The organism is Haloferax larsenii (assembly GCF_024730625.1).
GTDB classification, from domain to species: Archaea; Halobacteriota; Halobacteria; order Halobacteriales; family Haloferacaceae; genus Haloferax; species Haloferax larsenii.
On record NZ_CP078065.1, the window covers coordinates 26,517 to 45,927 of the forward strand.

The 19,411-nt window shown below is 61.3% G+C and carries 19 protein-coding genes; 9 read left to right on the top strand and 10 right to left on the bottom strand.

Annotated features, from left to right (window positions below; translation table 11 throughout):
• Positions 1–33 precede the first annotated feature (33 nt).
• A complete protein-coding gene (locus tag KU306_RS17605) occupies positions 34–1,113 on the bottom strand; it encodes a guanosine monophosphate reductase (RefSeq protein WP_258303778.1) in 1,080 nt (359 codons plus the stop codon).
• A 535-nt stretch (positions 1,114–1,648) separates the two neighbouring features.
• On the opposite strand from KU306_RS17605, the gene glmU reads away from it, so the two are divergent.
• Complete coding sequence (glmU, locus tag KU306_RS17610; protein WP_007541103.1) at positions 1,649–2,875, top strand: bifunctional sugar-1-phosphate nucleotidylyltransferase/acetyltransferase; 1,227 nt, start codon at positions 1,649–1,651, stop codon at positions 2,873–2,875.
• 15 nt (positions 2,876–2,890) lie between these two features.
• Here the strand turns inward: glmU and glmM are convergent, their stop codons facing one another.
• On the bottom strand, positions 2,891–4,198 hold the full coding sequence (gene glmM / locus KU306_RS17615; RefSeq protein WP_258303780.1) for a phosphoglucosamine mutase: 1,308 nt from the start codon (positions 4,196–4,198) through the stop codon (positions 2,891–2,893).
• 139 nt (positions 4,199–4,337) lie between these two features.
• Between glmM and KU306_RS17620 the strand changes: the two genes are divergently transcribed.
• Positions 4,338–5,714: a response regulator gene (locus KU306_RS17620; RefSeq protein WP_258303860.1), complete on the top strand. Its 1,377-nt coding sequence runs from the start codon at positions 4,338–4,340 to the stop codon at positions 5,712–5,714.
• Between the two features lie 205 nt (positions 5,715–5,919).
• The gene (locus tag KU306_RS17625; protein WP_007541108.1) at positions 5,920–6,363 is read left to right on the top strand and encodes an Rrf2 family transcriptional regulator; all 444 of its coding nucleotides are present in this window, start codon (positions 5,920–5,922) and stop codon (positions 6,361–6,363) included.
• Between the two features lie 27 nt (positions 6,364–6,390).
• Here the strand turns inward: KU306_RS17625 and KU306_RS17630 are convergent, their stop codons facing one another.
• The gene (locus KU306_RS17630) at positions 6,391–6,762 is read right to left on the bottom strand and encodes a winged helix-turn-helix transcriptional regulator (RefSeq protein WP_258303781.1); all 372 of its coding nucleotides are present in this window, start codon (positions 6,760–6,762) and stop codon (positions 6,391–6,393) included.
• A 142-nt stretch (positions 6,763–6,904) separates the two neighbouring features.
• Here KU306_RS17630 and KU306_RS17635 point away from each other — a divergent pair, with 142 nt between their 5' ends.
• Positions 6,905–7,318: a hypothetical protein gene (locus KU306_RS17635; RefSeq protein ID WP_007541112.1), complete on the top strand. Its 414-nt coding sequence runs from the start codon at positions 6,905–6,907 to the stop codon at positions 7,316–7,318.
• A 57-nt stretch (positions 7,319–7,375) separates the two neighbouring features.
• On the opposite strand, the gene KU306_RS17640 is transcribed toward KU306_RS17635, so the two are convergent.
• A complete protein-coding gene (locus tag KU306_RS17640) occupies positions 7,376–7,732 on the bottom strand; it encodes a hypothetical protein (RefSeq protein WP_007541114.1) in 357 nt (118 codons plus the stop codon).
• Positions 7,733–7,851: 119 nt separating this feature from the next.
• On the opposite strand from KU306_RS17640, the gene KU306_RS17645 reads away from it, so the two are divergent.
• A complete protein-coding gene (locus tag KU306_RS17645; RefSeq protein ID WP_258303782.1) occupies positions 7,852–8,958 on the top strand; it encodes a sensor histidine kinase in 1,107 nt (368 codons plus the stop codon).
• A gap of 64 nt (positions 8,959–9,022) precedes the next feature.
• Here KU306_RS17645 and KU306_RS17650 read toward each other — a convergent pair whose 3' ends face one another.
• On the bottom strand, positions 9,023–9,787 hold the full coding sequence (locus KU306_RS17650; protein WP_258303783.1) for a DICT sensory domain-containing protein: 765 nt from the start codon (positions 9,785–9,787) through the stop codon (positions 9,023–9,025).
• A gap of 166 nt (positions 9,788–9,953) precedes the next feature.
• Between KU306_RS17650 and KU306_RS17655 the strand changes: the two genes are divergently transcribed.
• Entirely contained in the window at positions 9,954–10,178 is a 225-nt protein-coding gene (locus KU306_RS17655; RefSeq protein ID WP_258303784.1) for a harpin-binding protein, read from the top strand.
• 5 nt (positions 10,179–10,183) lie between these two features.
• Here the strand turns inward: KU306_RS17655 and KU306_RS17660 are convergent, their stop codons facing one another.
• The 5 genes from KU306_RS17660 to KU306_RS17680 all read right to left on the bottom strand — a co-directional run bounded on the left by KU306_RS17660 (position 10,184) and on the right by KU306_RS17680 (position 15,832).
• Positions 10,184–10,738 (bottom strand): ArsR/SmtB family transcription factor, encoded by a 555-nt coding sequence (locus KU306_RS17660; protein WP_007541122.1) that lies wholly within the window; start codon positions 10,736–10,738, stop codon positions 10,184–10,186.
• A 108-nt stretch (positions 10,739–10,846) separates the two neighbouring features.
• On the bottom strand, positions 10,847–12,664 hold the full coding sequence (glmS, locus tag KU306_RS17665; RefSeq protein WP_258303785.1) for a glutamine--fructose-6-phosphate transaminase (isomerizing): 1,818 nt from the start codon (positions 12,662–12,664) through the stop codon (positions 10,847–10,849).
• Complete coding sequence (locus KU306_RS17670) at positions 12,664–13,833, bottom strand: sugar phosphate nucleotidyltransferase (protein ID WP_007541126.1); 1,170 nt, start codon at positions 13,831–13,833, stop codon at positions 12,664–12,666. Before KU306_RS17670 ends, glmS begins: the two co-directional genes overlap by 1 nt.
• 342 nt (positions 13,834–14,175) lie before the next feature.
• The gene (locus KU306_RS17675; RefSeq protein ID WP_007541128.1) at positions 14,176–14,817 is read right to left on the bottom strand and encodes a DUF7344 domain-containing protein; all 642 of its coding nucleotides are present in this window, start codon (positions 14,815–14,817) and stop codon (positions 14,176–14,178) included.
• 481 nt (positions 14,818–15,298) lie between these two features.
• Positions 15,299–15,832 (bottom strand): DUF7344 domain-containing protein, encoded by a 534-nt coding sequence (locus KU306_RS17680; protein ID WP_258303786.1) that lies wholly within the window; start codon positions 15,830–15,832, stop codon positions 15,299–15,301.
• A gap of 340 nt (positions 15,833–16,172) precedes the next feature.
• On the opposite strand from KU306_RS17680, the gene KU306_RS17685 reads away from it, so the two are divergent.
• From KU306_RS17685 to KU306_RS17695, 3 genes are all read left to right on the top strand, one after another.
• Entirely contained in the window at positions 16,173–16,451 is a 279-nt protein-coding gene (locus KU306_RS17685) for a PadR family transcriptional regulator (RefSeq protein ID WP_007541131.1), read from the top strand.
• A 453-nt stretch (positions 16,452–16,904) separates the two neighbouring features.
• Positions 16,905–18,014: a non-hydrolyzing UDP-N-acetylglucosamine 2-epimerase gene (gene wecB, locus KU306_RS17690; RefSeq protein WP_258303787.1), complete on the top strand. Its 1,110-nt coding sequence runs from the start codon at positions 16,905–16,907 to the stop codon at positions 18,012–18,014.
• Complete coding sequence (locus KU306_RS17695) at positions 18,011–19,300, top strand: nucleotide sugar dehydrogenase (protein ID WP_007541135.1); 1,290 nt, start codon at positions 18,011–18,013, stop codon at positions 19,298–19,300. The genes wecB and KU306_RS17695 overlap by 4 nt, the downstream gene beginning before the upstream one ends.
• The last annotated feature ends 111 nt before the right edge of the window (positions 19,301–19,411 follow it).

Sequence of the window (19,411 nt, forward strand, 5' to 3'; positions counted from 1 at the left end):
CCCAACGAAATTCGCCCGGACGCGACCGGGGCGTTAGTTCGCGGTCAGAAGCTGTTCGGCTTCGTCTTCGACTTCGACGGTTCCCTCGGCGAAGACGACGCCGTGAGCGCCCTCACGTTTCTTCGCACTCGCCGCGACCCGAACGAACTCGGCCTTCTCGCGGGCGGCCGAAATCGTGTGGCCGCCGCAGTAACTCACACCCGACCGAATCCCGCCGAGGAACTCCTCGACGAGCGGTGCGAGCGGGCCGTCGTAGGGCGTCAGCGCCTCGATACCCTCGCCCGCGGCGACGTCGCTTTCCTTGTCCCCACGGTCGTCCGCCGCTTCGGTGGACGCCATGCCGCGCGACTGTTTGTAGACCTTGCCGTCGACTTCGACGACGCGGCCCGGTGCCTCGTCGGTGCCGGCGAAGAAGCTGCCCATCATAACCGTGTCCGCACCCGCCATGAGCGCCTTCGCGGCGTCACCCGAGGTTCGGATACCACCGTCGGCCATCACGTGGATGCCGAGTTCGTGCGCGCGGTCGGCGCAGTCCGAGACAGCCGTCAATTGCGGGTAGCCAGCGCCCGCAACCTTCCGAGTCGTACAGTGAGAACCGGGCCCGACGCCGACTTTCACGCATCCGGCACCGGCCTCATAGAGGTCTTCGACGGCCGCCGGCGTGACGACGTTGCCCGCGACGATTTCGATATCGAACTCGTCGTCGATTGCGGAGACGGCGTCGAGACACCGCTCCATGTGGCCGTGGGCGATGTCCATCACGACCGCGTCGGCACCGGCGTTCACGAGTGCCTCCGTCCGTTCGAGGTAGTCTTCGTTGATTCCGACCGCACCCGCGACCGTGCCGCCGCGTTCCGCGACGCTTCGGACCTGTTGGGACTGTTCGTCTATGGTGAGGAACCGGTGGATAACACCCATTCCGCCCAGATTCGAGAGTTCGGCCGCCAACTCGTCTTCGGTGACCGTATCCATCGCCGCACTGACGAGCGGTGTGTCTAGCCGAAGGTTCGGCGTCACGTTAGTCGAGAGGTCCACGTCGCTCCTGCTATCGACCGGGGAGCGCTGTGGAACCAGCAATACATCTCCATACGAGAGACCTGTGCGAATCTCCATCGTAACCCTCCACAGCCGAAGGGAGGGACGGATATAGGTGCTCCGGAAGGCGATTACGTCGCCGGGGAGCGAAACTATTACCTGCTGGGTTCCGTTTGTTTAGCAACACACGGCGTCGCGTTACGTGCGAATCTCCATCCAATCGTAACCCCAACATTTTCGTGCTGCGCGCGCCGTGTGGCTCAAATTCTCGACGAGCGACTGCACTGCGCTCGGACCTGAACTTCTGTAGGCGGAACGATGAATTCGGAAGTGTTTTTATCCGTAATTTTTGACATTGCTATGCCGAACCGACGGTCTCGCTGAGTCGGTGTCGGTAGGTGGTCAGAGGCACCCACGAAACGAACGGACCCGCGTTCGGATGCCCTCCTGGCCCTCCTCTCTCTACTTCGGACTCTCGGTACGTCACACTCGGAAACCACCGTCACCGCGAACGACGAATCTCGGCCATTCGAACGGCCCTCTCGGTGGATGTGACCAATCGACATCCGTCTGACGGAAGACATTTCCTTCACGCAGTAACTCGATAACGTACATGCAGACTGTCATTCTCGCTGCCGGGCGCGGGACGCGAATGCACCCGCTTACCGACAGGCGACCGAAGCCCATGCTGCCAGTTACCGATAGGCCACTCGTCGCGCACACGGTCGACGCGGCAATCGAAGCGGGAGCGACCAGCCTGACACTCGTCGTTGGGTACGAGGCTGACGACGTTCGGTCGTTCTTCGGCGACGAGCGCGGTGGCGTCCCGGTCGAGTTCGCCGTCCAGGAGGAACAGCGTGGAACCGCCGACGCAGTTCGCGCCGCCGCGCCGACCCTCGACGACGACGAACCGTTCGTCGTCCTCAACGGCGACGCACTCTACGACGTGCCTTCGCTTTCGACGCTGTACGACAGCGTCCCCGCAGTCGGGTCGTATACGGTCGACAACCCGAGTTCCTACGGCGTCTTGGACACCGACACGGACGGGTTCGTCACCGGAGTCATAGAGAAGCCCGAGAACCCGCCGTCGAACCTCATCAACGCCGGGTCGTACGTCTTCCCGGCCGAGGCACAGCAGTGGTTGAACGTCGAAGAGAGCGACCGCGGCGAACTCGAACTGACGGACGTGCTCGCCCGCGCCTGCGACGAGTTCGACGTGCAGGCCGTCGCCTTCGACCGCTGGCTCGACGTCGGCCGCCCGTGGGAACTGCTCGAAGCGAACGAGTGGAAGCTCTCGGAACTCGACGGTCGCATCGATGGCGACGTCTCCGACGATGCCGAACTCACCGGCCCCGTGGTCGTCGAAGAAGGGGCGACAGTCCGGTCGGGCGTCGTTATCGAAGGCCCTGCCCTCGTCCGCAAGGGGGCGACTGTCGGACCGAACGCGTACGTCCGCGGCGCGACTGTCGTCGGCGAGGGTGCGAAAGTCGGTCACGCCGTCGAAGTGAAAAACAGCGTGCTGATGGAAGGCGCGACGGTCGGCCACCTCTCGTACGTCGGCGACAGCGTCCTCGGCCGCGACGTGAACTTCGGTGCGGGGACGAAAGTCGCCAACCTCCGTCACGACGGCGAGGCCGTCCGACAGATGGTGAAAGGCGAACTCGTCTCGACCGGCCGCCGGAAGTACGGCGTCGTGCTCGGTGACGAGGCTAAGACTGGCATCAACACCTCGCTGAACGCCGGCGTTCGACTCCCGACCGGCGGAATGACGAAGCCGTCAGAGTCCGTCCTCTACGACAGAATCGAGGGTGGTAAGGGAGACGAAACTGAGTCGGAGTAAGCCGTAGCCGCCGCGTCAGTCGAGGAGCGACTGAGCCGCTTCGAGTAGTTCGTCGGCCCGGTCCGCATCGCGGGCCTCTGCTGTCACCCGAACCAGCGGTTGGGTGCCACTCGCGCGGACGAGGAACCACCCGTCGTCGAACGCGACACGAACACCGTCTATCGTTTCGACGTCGTCGTACTCGGCGAGCACGCGCTCTTCGACGCGGTCCATCGTCGCTTCCTTCTGGTCGGTCTCGACGCTCTCCCGGCGAATCGGATACGCCTCGAAATCTGCGAGGAGCGACGAGAGCGGACCGGCCTCACTCACGAGCGACGCCAGCGTACAGGCAGCCAGTGGCCCGTCAGGGCAGCGTGTCTGGTCCGGCCAAATCCACGCGCCAGACGGTTCGCCGCCGAAGGCGAATCCGGGGTTCGACAGCGTCTCCGCGACGTACACGTCGCCGACTTTGGTCCGTTCGATGACGCCGCCGACGGGGTCGATGTAGTCGTCGACGGCGAGGCTCGTGTTCAGCGGGGCCGCAATCTTCTGGTGGTCCTCGTCGATGGCGTGACGTGCGAACAGTGCGAGGAGCGCGTCACCCGAGAGGAACTCGCCGTCTTCCGAGACAGCCATCATCCGGTCGGCGTCGCCGTCGTGAGCGATTCCGAGGTCGGCGTCGGTCGCCGCGACGACCTCGGTCAAGCGAGCGCACGTTTCCGCGGTCGGTTCACTCGGGCGCGCCGGGAAGCTCCCGTCAGGCTGTGCGTTGAGTGTCTCGACGTGGCACCCGAGGTTCGTGAGTGCGGTCGCCGTGACCTGTCCCGCTCCGTTGCCTACGTCGACGACGACGTCGAGTTCGGTATCGATATCGACGGCAGATTCGAGCGCGGCGGCGTGATGGGCGACTGCGTCGTCTCGGGTCGTCTCCGTACCGTGGCCGGCCCAATCTGCGAGTTCGAACTCGCCGTCGGTCAACCGGGCTTCGATTGCGTCGCGCTGTGTCGCGACGAACGCTTGGCCCGACGGGTTCCAGAGTTTGAACCCATTGTCGGTCGCGGGATTGTGAGAGGCGGTGACTGAGACGCCCACGTCCGCGTCGAAGGCCTCGATTGCACGGGCAACAGTCGGCGTCGACGCCAGGCCGAGCGTGACGACGTCAGCGCCGCACTCGCGTGCACCAGCAGAGAGGGCGTCGACGAAGACGCGCCCACTGTCTCTCGAATCGCGTCCGACGACGACTGTCTCGTAGCCCTCCGAGGCGACCGCCCGCCCGAGGTCGAGTGCCAGCGACGCAGTGATAGTCGAACCGACCGCACCTCGAATACCGCTCGTGCCGAACATACTACTACTTCACTTATCTCTGATATGTAAGTTCTCACCCCAATCGACCCGGTGAGCGCTCCCAACTCCGTGAGAATACCACTCATATTTCACTATACCATACAATTATCATCTGTGGCTCGGAATTGACACGGTGACTATGGAACACGGGACGAGAGAGTCGCCGAGCATCCGTGTCCTCTACGTCGACGACGACGACGGGTTGCTGACGTTGACAAAACGGTTTCTCGAAAGCCAGCGTGACCGCCTCGAAATAGAGACGACGCAGTCTCCCAAGCGGGCGCTCCAGATGCTCGACGAACGCGAGTTCGACGTTCTCGTCTCGGACTTCCAGATGCCCGAACTGTCGGGGCTCGAACTCCTCGAAACGGTCCGCCGAGAGCGCGGGTCGTCGATTCCGGTCGTCATCTTCACCGGTCGAAGTCGCGAGGAAGTCGCTATCGAGGCGCTCAACCTCGGTGCGGACAGGTACATCCAGAAGGGCGGGGACCCGTCGACGCAGTACGGCGTGTTGCTACAGACGATAGAACAACTGGCGAGCCACCGCCAGGCACGGCAGCGACTCCGCAAGCGAGAAGCACATCTCGAAATCACGCTCGATTCTATCGCAGAAGCTGTCGTCGCCACCGACGCGTCCGGCGAGATTCAGAAGATGAACCGCACTGCAGAGGAGTTGACCGGCTGGAATACCGCTGATGCCGTCGGAAAGCATCTTCGAGACGTGTTCCACTTCGTCGACGACGAGACCGGGGACCCTCTCACACCGTCGGCTGAGGTTCTCGAACACGGTTCCTCGGTCGAACTCGAAGATACGACGAAACTCGTCGTCGACGGCGGCGAGACACGGTACATCGACGGGAGTGTGTCGCCGATTTTGACAGACGACGGGACGATTGAGGGCCTCGTTGCCGTGTTGAGAGACGTCACGGACGACGTACTCGAACGGGAGCGCCGCGAGCGCCAACAGGATGCTCTCATCGAGATGGCGACCAGCGATGCGGTTCTCATGGGGTCGTTCGACGAAGCGGTTCGGCACATCACCGAGACAGTGGCCGAAACGCTCGACATCGACAGGGCGAGTATTTGGCTCGCCGACGAGTCCGGCACGACGCTGTTCTGCGAAGACCGCTACGACCGGAGAGATGAGACACACACCGCTGGCGACCAAATCTCCGCAGACGACTATCCGGCGTACTTCGAAGCCCTCGAATCGAATCGCTCGATTTCGGTTGTCGACGCTCGGACCAACCCACTGACCAGTGAACTCCGCGACGATTATCTCGCACCGAACGCAGTGACCTCGATGCTGGATGCGACACTACGGTCCGGTGGAACCATCGCCGGCGTCGTCTGTACCGAACACGTCGGCGACCCCCGAGACTGGCGGGCCGACGAGATAACCTTCGCCGCAGAGGTCGCCGACACTGTCGTCATCACACTGTTGCAAGCAAGCGGCGTCGACCGTCGAGACAAAAATTCTACAGTTGACCGCGAACCACTCACAGACGAGTCGTGAACGTGCATTTTTAGTGACATTCATTCGAACCGGCTCTTTTATTTTTCAGACGGGAGCTATCCGGTCGTTCATCGAGGAAGTATATTCCGAGGATAATCCGACTCGAATACTGCCATAAGTGTACGGTCACACTATTTTTCCGGAGGGCAACCATCTGACGGCCTCACCGTGAAACCTAAAATGGGGGGGAAGCGAACCGTAGTGTATGTCGAACAGCAGCCGATTCGTCGTCGCGACGCACGTGCTCACGAACCTCGCCGTGCGGAGCGACGAACGGCTGTCCTCTGACCGTCTCGCGTGGAGCGTCAATACGAATCCCGTCGTCATTCGACAGCTTCTCTGTTCACTTCGAGAGGCCGAACTCGTCGATTCGAAGCGCGGTCCGACCGGCGGATTCACACTCGCACGCGACCCCGAGGGCATCACGCTCCGGGATATCTACGAGGCGGTCGAGGACCCAGAGCCGTTCTGCTTCCACGCAAACGAACCGAACGACGAGTGCACGGTTGGAGAGTACATCCAGCCCGTTCTCGGCGAACTACTCGAACCCGCAGTCCAGTCGATGTTAGACGAACTCGACGCGGTGTCTATCGCCGACGTTCACGAGACTATTTTCGACGTCGCCGAGGACGATTCTCTCGAAGCCTGAGAAATCGGGTATTACGCTCAAAACCGCCTACGCGGACGTCTCTGCCGCCTCGACCTCGACTGCTGGTTGGTCGCTGTCTCCGTCGAGCCACTCGCTCGCCCACTCTTCGATTTCGTCGAAGACCGGACAAAGCGACTGTCCCTTGTCCGTCAGCGAGTAGTAGGTCGCCACGGGAGCGTCTTCTTCGAGTCGGCGGTCCACGAAGCCCGTCTCTTGGAGGTCGTCGAGGACGCGAGAGAGCGTCCGTGAACTCGCTCCAGTCGAGCGCTTGAGTTCGTTGAATCGCTTTTCGCCCTCTTGGAGGTCGTGAAGGACGATGAGTCGCCACTGCGACCCGATTTGCTGGATAGAGTTGATAATCGGACAGGCGGCTTCGTTGAGTTCCGTGTTGGAGGCCATACCCCATTGGTTGTGACCGACCACCTTTAGTAGTTCGGTCAAGAACCAGGTTTCACAATGTTATCTGTCACGTCAGCAGGTTCGCGTCAGTTTCGACGGTGACTGCCGAAGCCGTTGTCTCGTTTGGGACCGTAGACACCGCATGGCGGAGCGACCAACGTTTTCGACGACAGTCGTCGGTTCGAGCGAATCGGCCGGGACAGGTGTGTTCGATTTCGAGACGTCGGTGCTTCTTCGTCGCAGTAAACGTCTCCACCTCTGGGTCTACGACCAGCATTTCGTCAGCGACGCCGACGGCTGCGTTCAAACCGGACAGTACCTCCTCGTGACGACGCCCTCGTCTGGAATCGTCGCCCTCGTGACGAACGCCGCAGCGTCGGATGCCCCGAAACCGAGGACACGCGTGAAAGTCGAATATCGCTACTCGTGGGACGCTGCTGGCGTTTCGACGGAGCGAACCGTCGATTACTGGTCGAAGGAGTCTATCGAAAGTCGAAGGGCGGTCTCGCTGGACGACGACGCCACTGTCGAGTACATCCGGCCGACGAAGAAATAGCGACCCCAGTCACATTCGAGCGGGAAGCGACGACTCGTCCGAGCCATGGCCACCGCGTCAGGCGAGCAGTTTCGAGATGAGAAGGAAGATGCGTTTCAGGTTCTCGGAGAGTCGCGACTGGCCTTCTGAGTGGAGGACGACGTCGTCTTCGAGCGCGTGAATCTCCAGCGTCCTACCGCGGTCGCTGAGGTCCTTCAGTTCGAAGCCACGGATGGATTCGAACGGGATGATGAGATACCGAAACTCTTCGTCGCGGATGTCGGCGTTACACTGGTCTCCGTAGACGTGGAGACTCTTCTGTGTGACGGCGACTTCGTAGCCAATGTAGCTCATTCCGGCAATTTCGGCACCCGCACGGCTACCCTTGACTTTCGCCTTGAGTTGTGAGGAATCGAGAAGGACTCCGTCTACCATATTCGGCGATTGGTGTTCTTACCCCTATATGTTCGTCTCTAGTTCTCGAAATTGATTCCCTCAGCCCGTATATCGGCCGGTATGGTTTTAAGTGAGAATCACCTCAGAACGGCCAGTAGATGCATCGATTCGGCCCATGGGAGCGGCTTGCTGGGACGCTTCTCATCTGCCTGGTGTTCGCGCTCGGGCAGATGCTTCTCTTCCCAGTCACGTCGCTCAACGTGACGTTACAAACCGTCACCGAGTTTCTGTTTTTGCTGTTCGTCTTTGGACTGCTGGTCGTCCTCGGCGGCGTCCAGCAACCGAACCGAATCAAGAACTCCTTCGGTATCGGGCTGACCTTACTCGCGCTCCACGGCGTGACGAACGTCCTCGACCAGTTCGTCTCTCATCCGCCAGAGCTCATCCTCCTCGGAAAGCAGATACCGATGCTCGTGGGGGGCATCACCGTACTCGCGGGGGTCGTACAATGGTCGCAGTTCCGTGACCAGCGCGAGAAACACTACGAAGAGCGAGGCGAGCGCCTCGTCGAACAGAACGAGCGCCTCGAAACGTTCACGTCCGTCGTCTCTCACGACCTCAGAAACCCGATGACTATCGCCCGTGGCCGGGTCGAACTCGCCCGCGAGACCGGCGACGTCGAACATCTCGAACCCGCGACAGATGCACTCGACCGCATGGACGAGATAATCGACGACGTGCTCTCGTTGGCGCGTCTCGGACCCGACGCTATCGAGCCATCCGAAGTGGCGCTCGACGCCGTGGTCTCGCAAGCCTGGTCGAGCGTCGGAACCAAAGACGCCACGCTTCACACACCAGCGACACGGTCGACAATCGTCGCCGACGGTCGGTTCCTCCAGGAGGCCTTCGAGAACCTCTTTCGTAACGCAATCGAGCATGCGGGGGCGGACGCGACTATCAGGGTCGGGCTACTCGACATGGGATTCTTCGTCGAAGACGACGGCCCGGGTATCCCCGAGTCGAAGCGTGCAGACGTCTTCTCGCCGGGAGAGTCGTCCACTGGGGGGACGGGGCTGGGGTTAGCACTGGTCGACGAAATCGCCGGTGGCCACGGGTGGGACCTCAGAGTCACGGAAGGCGAGACCGGCGGCGCACGATTCGAATTTTACGGGGTCAACGTCTCTGCGACGGACCCATCTATCGAACGGACGGGGACAGGAGACACGTCTGCGACGGAACCGACGAAGCCCGACGTCGCCGATTGACGACTCGCGCCAAGTGCTGACGGCTTACGCTAGATACTGACGGCTCACGCTAAATACCGACAACTTACGCCAGATGCCGTGGAAACGGGAGCGGCCTCCGGCGACCAGTGCCGTCGGATTCGATACTCGCGTACGTCGTCTGGAGGTAGTTGACGAGGTAGTCGACGGTCGATGGGTCGTACGTCCAAAACCCCGTGAATTCAGCTTCGTGGGGGCGTTCTTCGGCGACGAGCGCGCACTTGTAGTCGTTGATGCCGTTGCCGTCGTAGACGACGAACCAGGAATTGCGAATTTCCTCTGTGCGAGCGAGGTGCAACTGGAACGAGTCCGCCTGTGGGACGCGTTCTGACGGATAGACGTAGGCGTGAACCGATAAGTCGCCGCGGTCCCCAAGCCGTTCGTACGCCGTCTGTTGAGGTCGGAGGTTGTCGCCGGTCTGGAAGCCACTGTAGAGGTGTCCGGCACCGACACGCCACGCTCTGTCTTCTATCTCGCGCGTCGCAGCGAGCATCTTGTCGCGGTCGTACGAGGTAAACAGTGTCTCGTCGAGGTGGTCCAACACAGGAGCGTACTGCTGGCGCTCGAATCCCGGTTCGACCTGCTCGGGTGGGTCGAGGAGGTCGTCGACAGCCACCGCCGTGTGGAACGTATCGTCCGTACTGAGCACGGCGTAGTTCGATGGACCGTGCGGCGAGCACGCGGACGTAACCGAAATGTTGCGGTCCGAAAAGTGTGCAGCGAGTCGGTCGGTGACGTCACCAACCGGGTTAAACACCGTCAACGTCTTTTCTGACGCGACGACACCGTCGATAAGGTCACCGAGCGACATCGATGGGAGATAGCAATAGCACTGAGCATTTTATTCTTTGTATTAGGACAGACACGCCGAGACGATAGTCAGATATTCGAAACAAAACCACTCGCTGACGAGTAGGAAGTGCGTTATCTGGTGACACGGCTTCCTAACTATGGGTCAGTGAGTCGTACGTTTGTGTATGATTTCCGAGCGTACCCATCTGAATGCGGAAGTGTCCGAGGGTGACGAGGGAATCGCCGATTGGTTCGCACACGAAGCGCCCGGTATCGTCGCCGGGCTCGAAGCGTCACAGTCCATCGGGCCAGTGACGGCAGCGACGGCGTGGGAACTCATCGGTGCTGGTAAACCGGTCGCAGCAGTCGAACTCGTCCTCGGCGAAGTCGACGAGTCGTGGCGACACTGAACTGACTACTCCCTGGAGGACGTGTCGCGAACGTAGAGTTCGACCAGCGCGTCGAGGAGGTGCGGCGCGAGTTGGAATCGAACGTCCACGTTGTTCGTACTCCGGTCGTACGAGAGGTGTTGCACGTCGAGCGAGGCGAGCAACGTTCGCATGGCGTCGACGACGTAGTCACTCGCACCTGCTTCGACACGGAGCGATTCGCCGATGTGAATTGAGAGTCCGTCGACGACGGTCTCGTAGCACGTCTTGCTCGGGGACTCGACGCGCTGGGTTCGTTTGACGAGGCCGAGCGACGACAGCGTTTCGAGGCGACGGTAAATCGTCGACTCCGAGACGTCACAGTTCTCTGCGAGCTCCTCGGCCGTCATCGGCGAGCGTTTGCACGCCCTGAGGACGTCTCGCGAGACATCGTCTCCGAGCGCGTCGAGGAGGTCTTCGTCGGCGTTCTGTGGAACCGTCGTAGCCGCCTCTTCTGACACGGCGTCCGATTCGTCGGTTAGTGGACCGTCTAGTTCGTCGGACGACGAGAGAACGTCGTCGACGAGGTCCCGCCTGGTCATTGAGACCTAGTAACGTGTGCGAAGGTTATGTAATGCGGTGGTGAATTTCGGACAGAAACTGGTATGCTAAGAGAGTGAGGTGTGGGGAGGACCGGGCGTTCTACGCCCTCACTCCACCGTGACGCACTTTGCGAGGTTTCGAGGTTTGTCGATAGGACGGTCGAGTAACTTCGCCGCGTGGTACGCGACGAGCTGCAGTTGGACGTTCGCGAGAACACCCGCCACGTCGGGGTGCGTCTCGGGAATCGCGAGGACGTGGTCGGCAAACTCGGATATCTCGCCGTCGGTATCGCCCGTGATGGCGACGACGGGCGCACCGCGCGCCTGCACTTCCTTGACGTTGCTCAGCGTTGCCTCGTCTTCCTCGCCGGTGAAGATAGCGAACACGGGCGTCAGTGGTGTGACGAGCGCGAGCGGCCCGTGTTTCAACTCAGACGCGGCGAACCCCTCGGCGTGTTCGTAGGATATCTCCTTGAACTTCAGCGCACCTTCGAGTGCGACGGGGTGGGCGATGCCACGCCCGATGAAGAAGTACGCGTCGCTGTCTTGGTATTCGGCCGCGATTGCCGATGCTGTAGCGGTGTCGAGAACCTCTTGGACGTCCCCCGGGAGCCGTGAGAGAGCATCGACGATGTCGTGTGCGTCACCAGATTTCGAGCCAGTCACGTCCTCGGCGAGACGCTCTGTGAGGAGCGTCAGTGCCGTCACCTGCGACGAGAACGTCTTGGTCGCGGCGACACCGATTTCCGGGCCGGCACGGATGAGTAACTCCGCGTCGCACTCGCGGGTAATCGACGACCCGACGACGTTGGTGACTGCGAGCGTTCGCGCGCCAGCAGCGCGGGCGCGCCTGACTGCGTCGAGCGTGTCGGCAGTTTCGCCGGACTGCGAAACGGCGACGACGAGCGTTCCGGGCGTCACTGGTGGGACAGTCACGGCGTACTCGCCAGCCATGAAGGGGAACGCTGGGATACCGCGTGCAGCCATGAGTGAAGCGGCGTACATCCCCGCGTGGTGCGAGGTACCCATCGCGACGAGGTGTATCTGCTCGACGTCGGCGAACGTCCCCGGCGGGAACGCTTCGAGTTCGACACCACCGTTGAGTGGGTTCAACCGGCCGTGAATCGTCCGTCGGAGCGCGCCGGGTTGCTCGTGAATCTCCTTGTACATGAAGTGTTCGTAGCCGCCCTTCGTCGCCGTTTCGGGGTCCCAATCGACTGTTTCGACCGAGCGCTCGACCGGGCGACCGGCCGCGTCGGTGATGGTGTACCCCTCGCGGGTCGTGACGACGTAGTCACCGTCGTGAAGGTAGACGACGCGGTCAGTGTACGGGATGAACGCCGGCACGTCGCTGGCGAGGAAGAACTCCCCGTCGCCGACGCCGAGAACTAACGGCGACCCCGAGCGCGTGGCGTAGATTACTTCCTCGTCGCCGATAATCGCCGCGAGCGCGTACGTGCCAGAGAGTCTCCCGACGGCAGCGCGGAACGCTTCCTCCGGGGTCGCACCGTCGCGGAGGTTCGCTTCGATGAGGTGCGGAACGACCTCGGTGTCGGTCTCGCTCGCGAAGACGTGACCGTCCGCTTCGAGTTCGGTTCGGAGCGACTGGAAGTTCCCGATGATACCGTTGTGAACGACCGCGATTCGACCGGCCTCGTCGGTGTGGGGGTGAGCGTTCTCGTTTGTGACCCCGCCGTGAGTCGCCCAGCGAGTGTGGCCGATGCCGAACGTTCCATCGAGTGGGTTTTGCTCGACCGCAGTCGCGAGTTCCGAGACCTCGCCGACGCGCTTGGTCAGCGAGAGGCCGTTCGGCCCGTTGACGGCGATACCGGCCGAGTCGTAGCCGCGGTATTCGAGGCGTCGAAGGCCGGACATGAGCGGGTCGACAGAATCGGCAGTGCCGATGCAGGCGGTGATTCCGCACATCAGTTCGTCACCTCCGCGCGTTCGCGGACGTCTCCATGCAGGACAGTGCCGACGCCGACGATGGCTTCTGCGCCGACCCGGCTCCCGGGCGAGAGCGTCGAGTTGGCACCCACGGTCGCGCGGTCGCCGACGATGCTGCCCAAGCGCCTGTCAGTGTACAGTTTACGGTCGATGACGACGTCACCACGACCGCCGGGTGAGACGACGCCGTCGCCGATTGTGGCACCTGAACCGACTACCGAGTCGCGGAGCACGACGCCAGCGCCCACGCGAGAGTCGGAGGAGACGAGCGAGCGTTCGATGACGGTGTTCGCGCCCACGACGACGTTGTTCTGTAGGCAGGTTCCAGCACGGAGGACAGCGCCCGGCCCGACGTCGCAGTCTGGTCCGATGACGACCGAGTCCTCGACGACGGCGTTCTCGTGGAGCCGTGCCGAGTCAGCGACCCCGGCCAAGCCCGGACGCGTGAGTAGCGATTCGGTCACGGAGAGCAGTCCCCACGGGTGAGACGGGTCGAGCCAGCCACCGTTGACGAGGACCGACGTCACCGGGCCGTCGAGTTGGTTGACGACGTCCGGAAGTCGTGTCTCGCCTTCGTAGGGGGGGGTGCGCCTGAGTGCTTCGAAGACGCCCCCGTCGAAGACGTACACACCAGCGTTTACGAGGTACCCGTCGGTCTCTGCCGGGTGTTCGTCGATGTCGGAGATGTGCCCGTCGTTCGTGACGACGACGCCGTACTCTTCGGGCGTCTCGGACTGGGCGACAGCGACTGTCGCGACCGAGCGTGTCGTCGAAAACCGTTCGAGGACAGACGAGACGATGTCGGCGTCGACGACGTTGTCACCGTTGCAGACGAGGAACGGTCCGTCGACGGTGCCCTCTGCTTGCAGGAGTGCGTGTCCGCTTCCGAGTCGCGTGTCTTGGTGGACGAACTCGACGTTCGCGCCGGGGTACCGGGCGGTCACGAACGTCTGGATGCGGTCGGCGCGATAGCCGACGACGACGACGACGTGTTCGATGCCGGATTCGAACAGGGCATCGAGGACGTATTCGACGACGGGGCGGTTCGCCACGGGAAGCATCGGTTTCGGTTGAAACGTCGTCAGCGGTCGAAGCCGCCGCCCTTCACCCGCTGCGAGGACCACAGCCTCGGTGGTTCGGCCGTTCATCGGCCCGACCCGACACCAGTGTCCCGAAGCAGTCTCCGATACGTGCGTGACGATATCATACAGAAGGTGGGGCGTCGGACGGGAATTGTTATAAGCTGTGATACAGCCCAACCGAGAGCGGTTAAGGAGCCCTATCGGGAGGGCCGTGTTGGTCCGAGAGGGTCGAATCCACGCTACTCAGTGGTATCGAGTTACCTAATCGCTCGAATCGACACCGCGCTCGGTCGAGCAGAACGTTACGGCGGTCGGGCGAGAATAGTTCGACCCAGACAGCCGAACGATGACTCTCTGTCGTCGAGGGGTACGCGAGTGAAAATGGAGACCGAACGGGAGTCTAGTGCGCTACGCTGGGAGGTATTCTTTGTACGATTCCATCGCGGTGATAGCCATCAGCGTCGCGGTGCTGACGACTGCCCAGCCCGCTGCTGGGATTTGTTCGAGGCCCGGCACACCGAGCAGTCCTGCCGAGACAGTCGCAGCCACACCACCAGCGATAGCGAGATTACGCTTCGCTGCCGACGGCCCCCCGACCGTCGCCGTGTCAGCGTCAGGAGCGGAGACGATGTCCCCCTCCAGATACTGGTCCAGCTGCTTTGCCGTTTCGAGTATCCGAATGTCCCCCCGGTTTTTGTCGAAATCGACGACTCCAGCCGAGTCCATCTTCGGTAGATGGCACTGGTAGAGGCCGATGTACACACGCTTGCGTTGGCTCGACGAGAGTGCGGCGATGTCGATGTCGTTCTCTTTGGCGGCGATGAACTCGGCCATGTCGCCGAGTTTCGCTTCCCCGTCGTTCTCCTTGAGATACCGGAGCGCGTCGCGTCGACGCTGGTTCTTGAGAATCTCGAAGACCACGTCCTTCGAGAGAAGCTCCGGTTCAGACTGTTTCTGGACACTCTGAGAACCGCCAGTCGCCTCACCTAGTTGTTCTATCCCTGCTTCGTCAGCGGCACCAGTTTTCGACTGTAGTGAATCTGTAGCCATTGTTTTCCTCCCCCCACTAGCGGGTAGAGTGTCGCATCCGCGGTTGCGTAAGCGTCGAGCAGTCGAGCTCGACCCCACCACGGTGACGCGACATCGGGACAGCCCCACCAGGCACGTCCCTAACACCAGAGGGTCAACGAGTCAATAAGTTAGACACGGGTAAATACTTGTCTGACAGTCTCACACACTGATTTGTCCGGGCGTTAGGATTGCAAAATCTGCAAGTAGATTACGTGTAACTATCTAAATAATCACAGACGTTCTGTGTATTCGATACGAATAAAAGAAGTAGTCGACTAACGTTCTGTCTATCGGTTAGGCACGTCTCTCAAAATCGATATAGGAAGACTATCTATTTTTTCGACCAATAAATTCGAATAGGAACGTCATACGAACTACCAGAGGCTGAGAACGGCAGTTGGATAGAAATGTCAACACCTGTCACCCATATTAGTAATTTAGCTATCACTTTTTCAGCGCATTATTCGACCAGTGTTTCGAACGCTTCATCAGCGGTATCCATCCGCTCTTCGACGAGGTATTGAGCCACCACCAACACGAGAAGCGCCGTCGACACGAACGCCGCGATGGCCGACCACGGCAAGAGGACGAACCCCGGGAGTCCGAGCCACACGGCGAGAATGAGTATCCAACCCAGGAAACCAACGCCCGCGTAGTAGAGACTCCACGAACGAGTCGGCTCCGACTGCATCCAGAAGAATCCCCGCCGGGCGACGTCCGAGACGAGTTCGACGGTTCGCGCTTCGTCGTCGTAGTTTACCAAGTCCGCGGATTCGAGCTTCGGGAGGTGCGTCTGGTAGAGCGAGATGTACACACGCTGTCGCTCCTCGTCTGTGACCTCGTCGACGGCGGTGCCGTTCTCCCGTGCAGCAACCATCGCGGCGAGTTCCTTCAGAGAGAGGGCGTCCCCTTCACGATGAAGGAAGTAAATTATCTGCCGTCGTCGCGAGTTGCTCAAGATTCGGAACAACTCGTCTTTGGAAAGCTCTGTCATCGTGGTGTGCGGGCGTCCCCGCGCTTACACGAGAGGACAATCTCCGGTCGTACACCTCTACGAGACAAGTGACCTTTGTTATCGTCACGTTTCCCGGGTGGGTGCCACCGACGAACTCACAGCATTAAGCTCATATTCACGAGAAATTCGCTACACGTCGGACGGTCAGGAACTGATTTTTATCCGAATCGTAAGGAGGTTTATTCGAATCAGAGACACGTGAAAGCTCACGTGAACCACACACCACCAAATCGTTAGTTCGAGTGGTAATACCTCAAAGCTGGAAGTATAGCAGTGGCTAACAATACCCGATGGCAGCAATATCTACGTTCGAGACTACATGTTCGAACTAACCGGCTTTCAGCGCGACCTCCTGTACGTCATCGCCGGGACGGAGCGACCGTCCGGCCAAGAGATCAAAGAGATCATCAGCAGAGATGTCGGCGAGGTCAACCACGGCAGACTGTACCCGAATCTCGACGCGCTCGTCGAGCAAGGATACGTCAACAAGGGCCAACACGACCGTCGAACGAACTTCTACGAGATATCGGAATCGGGAAAGACAGCCATCCGCGAGCGCCGCGATTGGGAGAACCAACACGTCGACCTCAGCGAGTGAACAGACACCGACACGTGGTGTGCCGACCGACTGAGAGCGATCTCTGTGTCGCGCGTGCCGGAGTCCGAACATCCACTTCTCATTCTCGACTGTCTTCTGAGACGATTCGTTCCGAGTCTCGATTCTGAGCCGGGTCTCGACTATTGACCGGGGCGTCACACGCTACCTGTTTTTCGGGCAGTTGGACGCCCACCAATCCAAGCCAGCGGACACCCCCACTCCAAACCAGCGGACACCAACGATATCCAGAGCGCACCATACCAGGGGAGTCGAGCCCGAGTCGAGCAGTTTCGCGTCGCTGAAAACCGACGAATTGAGTCGTTTTCTCCGACAGTCGCCCCATAACAAAGCACGTTCCCGACGCGATGACTGGTAGTGAGTTTCCCCTATGACGAAGCAACGAATTAGCGGCCGCCGAGCCCCGACGATACCGTCCCCGTGGGGAGGACAGCGATGACGAGTCCCCAATCGGTCGCAATCGTCCTCGGGACGCGGCCAGAGATAATCAAGTTCGCGCCGATAATCGACGCCTGTGAGCGCCGCGGCGTACGCTGTCTCATCGTCCACACCGGCCAGCACTACTCGCCGGACCTCGACAGCGTGTTCTTCGAGGAACTCGAACTCCCCGAGCCGGAGTACAACCTCGGCGTCGGGTCCGGCAGCCACGGCATCCAGACGGGGACGATGCTGGCCAGCATCGAGTCGGTCTTCCTCGACGAAGCGCCGGACGTCGTCCTCGTGCAGGGAGACACGAACTCCACGCTCGCGGGCGCACTCGCGGCGGTGAAACTCGGGATTCCGGTCGGCCACGTCGAGGCGGGACTCAGAAGCTACGACCGCGAGATGCCCGAGGAGATAAACCGAGTCGTCGTCGACCACGTCGCGGACTTCTGCTTCCCGCCGACACCCGACGCCGCAGATATCCTCGAATCCGAGCACGTTCCGGGGAGCATCCACGTGACCGGCAACACCATCGTCGATGCGATACACAGCTATCGCGACGTCGCCGCCCGAAAGAGCGACGTGCTCGACCGCCTCGACCTCGAACCCGGTGAGTTCTACCTCCTGACGGCGCACCGCGCCGAGAACGTCGACGACGCCGAGCGATTCGCGTCGATGCTCGACGGCGTCGCGCGCGTCGTGGAATCGACTGGGCGAGAGGCAATCTACCCGATTCACCCCCGGTCGAAGGCGCGATTAGTCGAGTTCGACATCGAGGTTCCCGAGGGAATCCGGGTCGTCGAACCGCTTCCGTTCCTCGACTTCCTCCGACTCGAAAGCACGACCGCCCTGGCGTTTACTGATTCCGGCGGCGTCCAAGAGGAGACGTGTATCCTCGGTGTCCCCTGTGTGACCATGCGCTACTCGACCGAGCGACCGGAGACGGTTCACGTCGGTGCGAACTGCGTGGCCGGAACCGACGCTGTGGACATCGTCGACGCCGCGGAAATCATGCTCGGCAAAGACGGGTCGTGGCCGATTCCGTTCGGTGACGGAGATGCCGCAGAACGTATCATGGACGCCCTCGCCGTCCCCGACGCGAAGTCGGAGGTCGCACAATGACGACCGTCTGTGTCCACGGCATCGGGTACATCGGCCTTGCGACCGCTGCGCTGCTCGCCAACGGTGGCTACGACGTCGTCGGCTACGACCCCGACGAAGAGCTCGTCGAGCGCACCCGCGCTGGGAATCCGCGGACGACCGAAGCAGACCTCCGAACGTTCGTCCGTGACGCGCTCGACGCGGGGTTCGAACCGCAGACGGAGCCCGTACAGGCGGACGTTCACATCGTCTGTGTGCCCACGCCACTGGACGACGAGACGAAGCGTGCAAATCTCGAGTACGTCGAGTCGTCCGGCCGGACGGTGGCGAACCTGCTCCGAGAAGGGGACACGGTCGTTCTGGAATCGACGGTTCCGCCGGGAACTACAGAGACGTTCCTCGCTCCGATTCTCGAATCGTCCGGTCTCGTCGCCGGCGCGGACTTCCACCTCGCGCACTGTCCCGAGACAGTCCTCCCGGGGAACATCGTCCACGAACTCGTCCACAACGACCGCATCGTCGGCGGTATCGACGATGCCTCGACCGATGCCGCAATCGCACTCTACGAACCGCTGGTCGAGGGAACGATTCACCGCGCACCGGACGCGACGACTGCCGAGTTCGCCAAACTCGCCCAGAACGCCTATCGCGACGCGAACGTCGCGTTCGCGAACGAAGTCGCCCGACTCGCACACGACTACGACATCAGTGCTCGGTCGACTATCGAACTGGCCAACAGCCATCCACGGGTGAACGTCCTCCAACCGGGACCGGGCGTCGGTGGACACTGCCTCCCCATCGACCCGTACTTCCTCGGTCAGGAGTCCGACGACCTCGACCTCATCCTCGCCGCCCGGCGCGTCAACGACTCCATGGCCGACTACCTCGTCGACCGACTGGAAGAGGAACTCGGGTCTGTCACGGACGCTCGAATCGCGGTCCTCGGCGTCGCCTACAAGGGGAACGTCGACGACGCGCGGCACAGCCCCGGCTACCACTTCGCCGACCGTCTGGTCACTCGCGCGCGACTCGCAGAAGGGTCTGCGGCCGAAGCAGCGACCGACGGCGGACTCCACGTCGACGTTCGTCTCTCGGACCCGCACGTCGACGACGAGCGACTCGTCTCGCTCGAAGATGCCCTCCGCGACGCCGACGCGATGGTCGTCACAGCCGACCACGACGAATACCGCCACCTCGACCCGGACAGCGTCTCGTCGCTGATGGCTGGCCGCGTCGTCGTGGATTCGAAGTCCGTTCTCGACCCCAGCGAGTGGGCCGCAGCCGGCTTTACCTACCTCGGACTCTGACACATATCAGATTTAGATACTTTCGCTTCTCGGCTAATATATTGAATCTGTTATGTAACTTCGACTCACTTAACGCGAGCATAAGGACGACATTAATTCTGGAATAATAAG

What these genes read in the sequence shown, in the direction of transcription:
- KU306_RS17670 (WP_007541126.1), bottom strand. Translation starts at nt 13,833, where the DNA reads ATGAACGGCCGAACCACCGAGGCTGTGGTCCTCGCAGCGGGTGAAGGG.
- KU306_RS17640 (WP_007541114.1), bottom strand. Translation starts at nt 7,732, where the DNA reads ATGGTAGACGGAGTCCTTCTCGATTCCTCACAACTCAAGGCGAAAGTC.
- KU306_RS17605 (WP_258303778.1), bottom strand. Translation starts at nt 1,113, where the DNA reads ATGGAGATTCGCACAGGTCTCTCGTATGGAGATGTATTGCTGGTTCCA.
- glmU (WP_007541103.1), top strand. Translation starts at nt 1,649, where the DNA reads ATGCAGACTGTCATTCTCGCTGCCGGGCGCGGGACGCGAATGCACCCG.
- KU306_RS17630 (WP_258303781.1), bottom strand. Translation starts at nt 6,762, where the DNA reads ATGGCCTCCAACACGGAACTCAACGAAGCCGCCTGTCCGATTATCAAC.
- KU306_RS17695 (WP_007541135.1), top strand. Translation starts at nt 18,011, where the DNA reads ATGACGACCGTCTGTGTCCACGGCATCGGGTACATCGGCCTTGCGACC.
- KU306_RS17650 (WP_258303783.1), bottom strand. Translation starts at nt 9,787, where the DNA reads ATGTCGCTCGGTGACCTTATCGACGGTGTCGTCGCGTCAGAAAAGACG.
- KU306_RS17660 (WP_007541122.1), bottom strand. Translation starts at nt 10,738, where the DNA reads ATGACCAGGCGGGACCTCGTCGACGACGTTCTCTCGTCGTCCGACGAA.
- wecB (WP_258303787.1), top strand. Translation starts at nt 16,905, where the DNA reads ATGACGAGTCCCCAATCGGTCGCAATCGTCCTCGGGACGCGGCCAGAG.
- KU306_RS17645 (WP_258303782.1), top strand. Translation starts at nt 7,852, where the DNA reads ATGCATCGATTCGGCCCATGGGAGCGGCTTGCTGGGACGCTTCTCATC.
- KU306_RS17680 (WP_258303786.1), bottom strand. Translation starts at nt 15,832, where the DNA reads ATGACAGAGCTTTCCAAAGACGAGTTGTTCCGAATCTTGAGCAACTCG.
- glmS (WP_258303785.1), bottom strand. Translation starts at nt 12,664, where the DNA reads ATGTGCGGAATCACCGCCTGCATCGGCACTGCCGATTCTGTCGACCCG.
- glmM (WP_258303780.1), bottom strand. Translation starts at nt 4,198, where the DNA reads ATGTTCGGCACGAGCGGTATTCGAGGTGCGGTCGGTTCGACTATCACT.
- KU306_RS17620 (WP_258303860.1), top strand. Translation starts at nt 4,338, where the DNA reads ATGGAACACGGGACGAGAGAGTCGCCGAGCATCCGTGTCCTCTACGTC.
- KU306_RS17635 (WP_007541112.1), top strand. Translation starts at nt 6,905, where the DNA reads ATGGCGGAGCGACCAACGTTTTCGACGACAGTCGTCGGTTCGAGCGAA.
- KU306_RS17675 (WP_007541128.1), bottom strand. Translation starts at nt 14,817, where the DNA reads ATGGCTACAGATTCACTACAGTCGAAAACTGGTGCCGCTGACGAAGCA.
- KU306_RS17655 (WP_258303784.1), top strand. Translation starts at nt 9,954, where the DNA reads ATGATTTCCGAGCGTACCCATCTGAATGCGGAAGTGTCCGAGGGTGAC.
- KU306_RS17625 (WP_007541108.1), top strand. Translation starts at nt 5,920, where the DNA reads ATGTCGAACAGCAGCCGATTCGTCGTCGCGACGCACGTGCTCACGAAC.
- KU306_RS17685 (WP_007541131.1), top strand. Translation starts at nt 16,173, where the DNA reads ATGTTCGAACTAACCGGCTTTCAGCGCGACCTCCTGTACGTCATCGCC.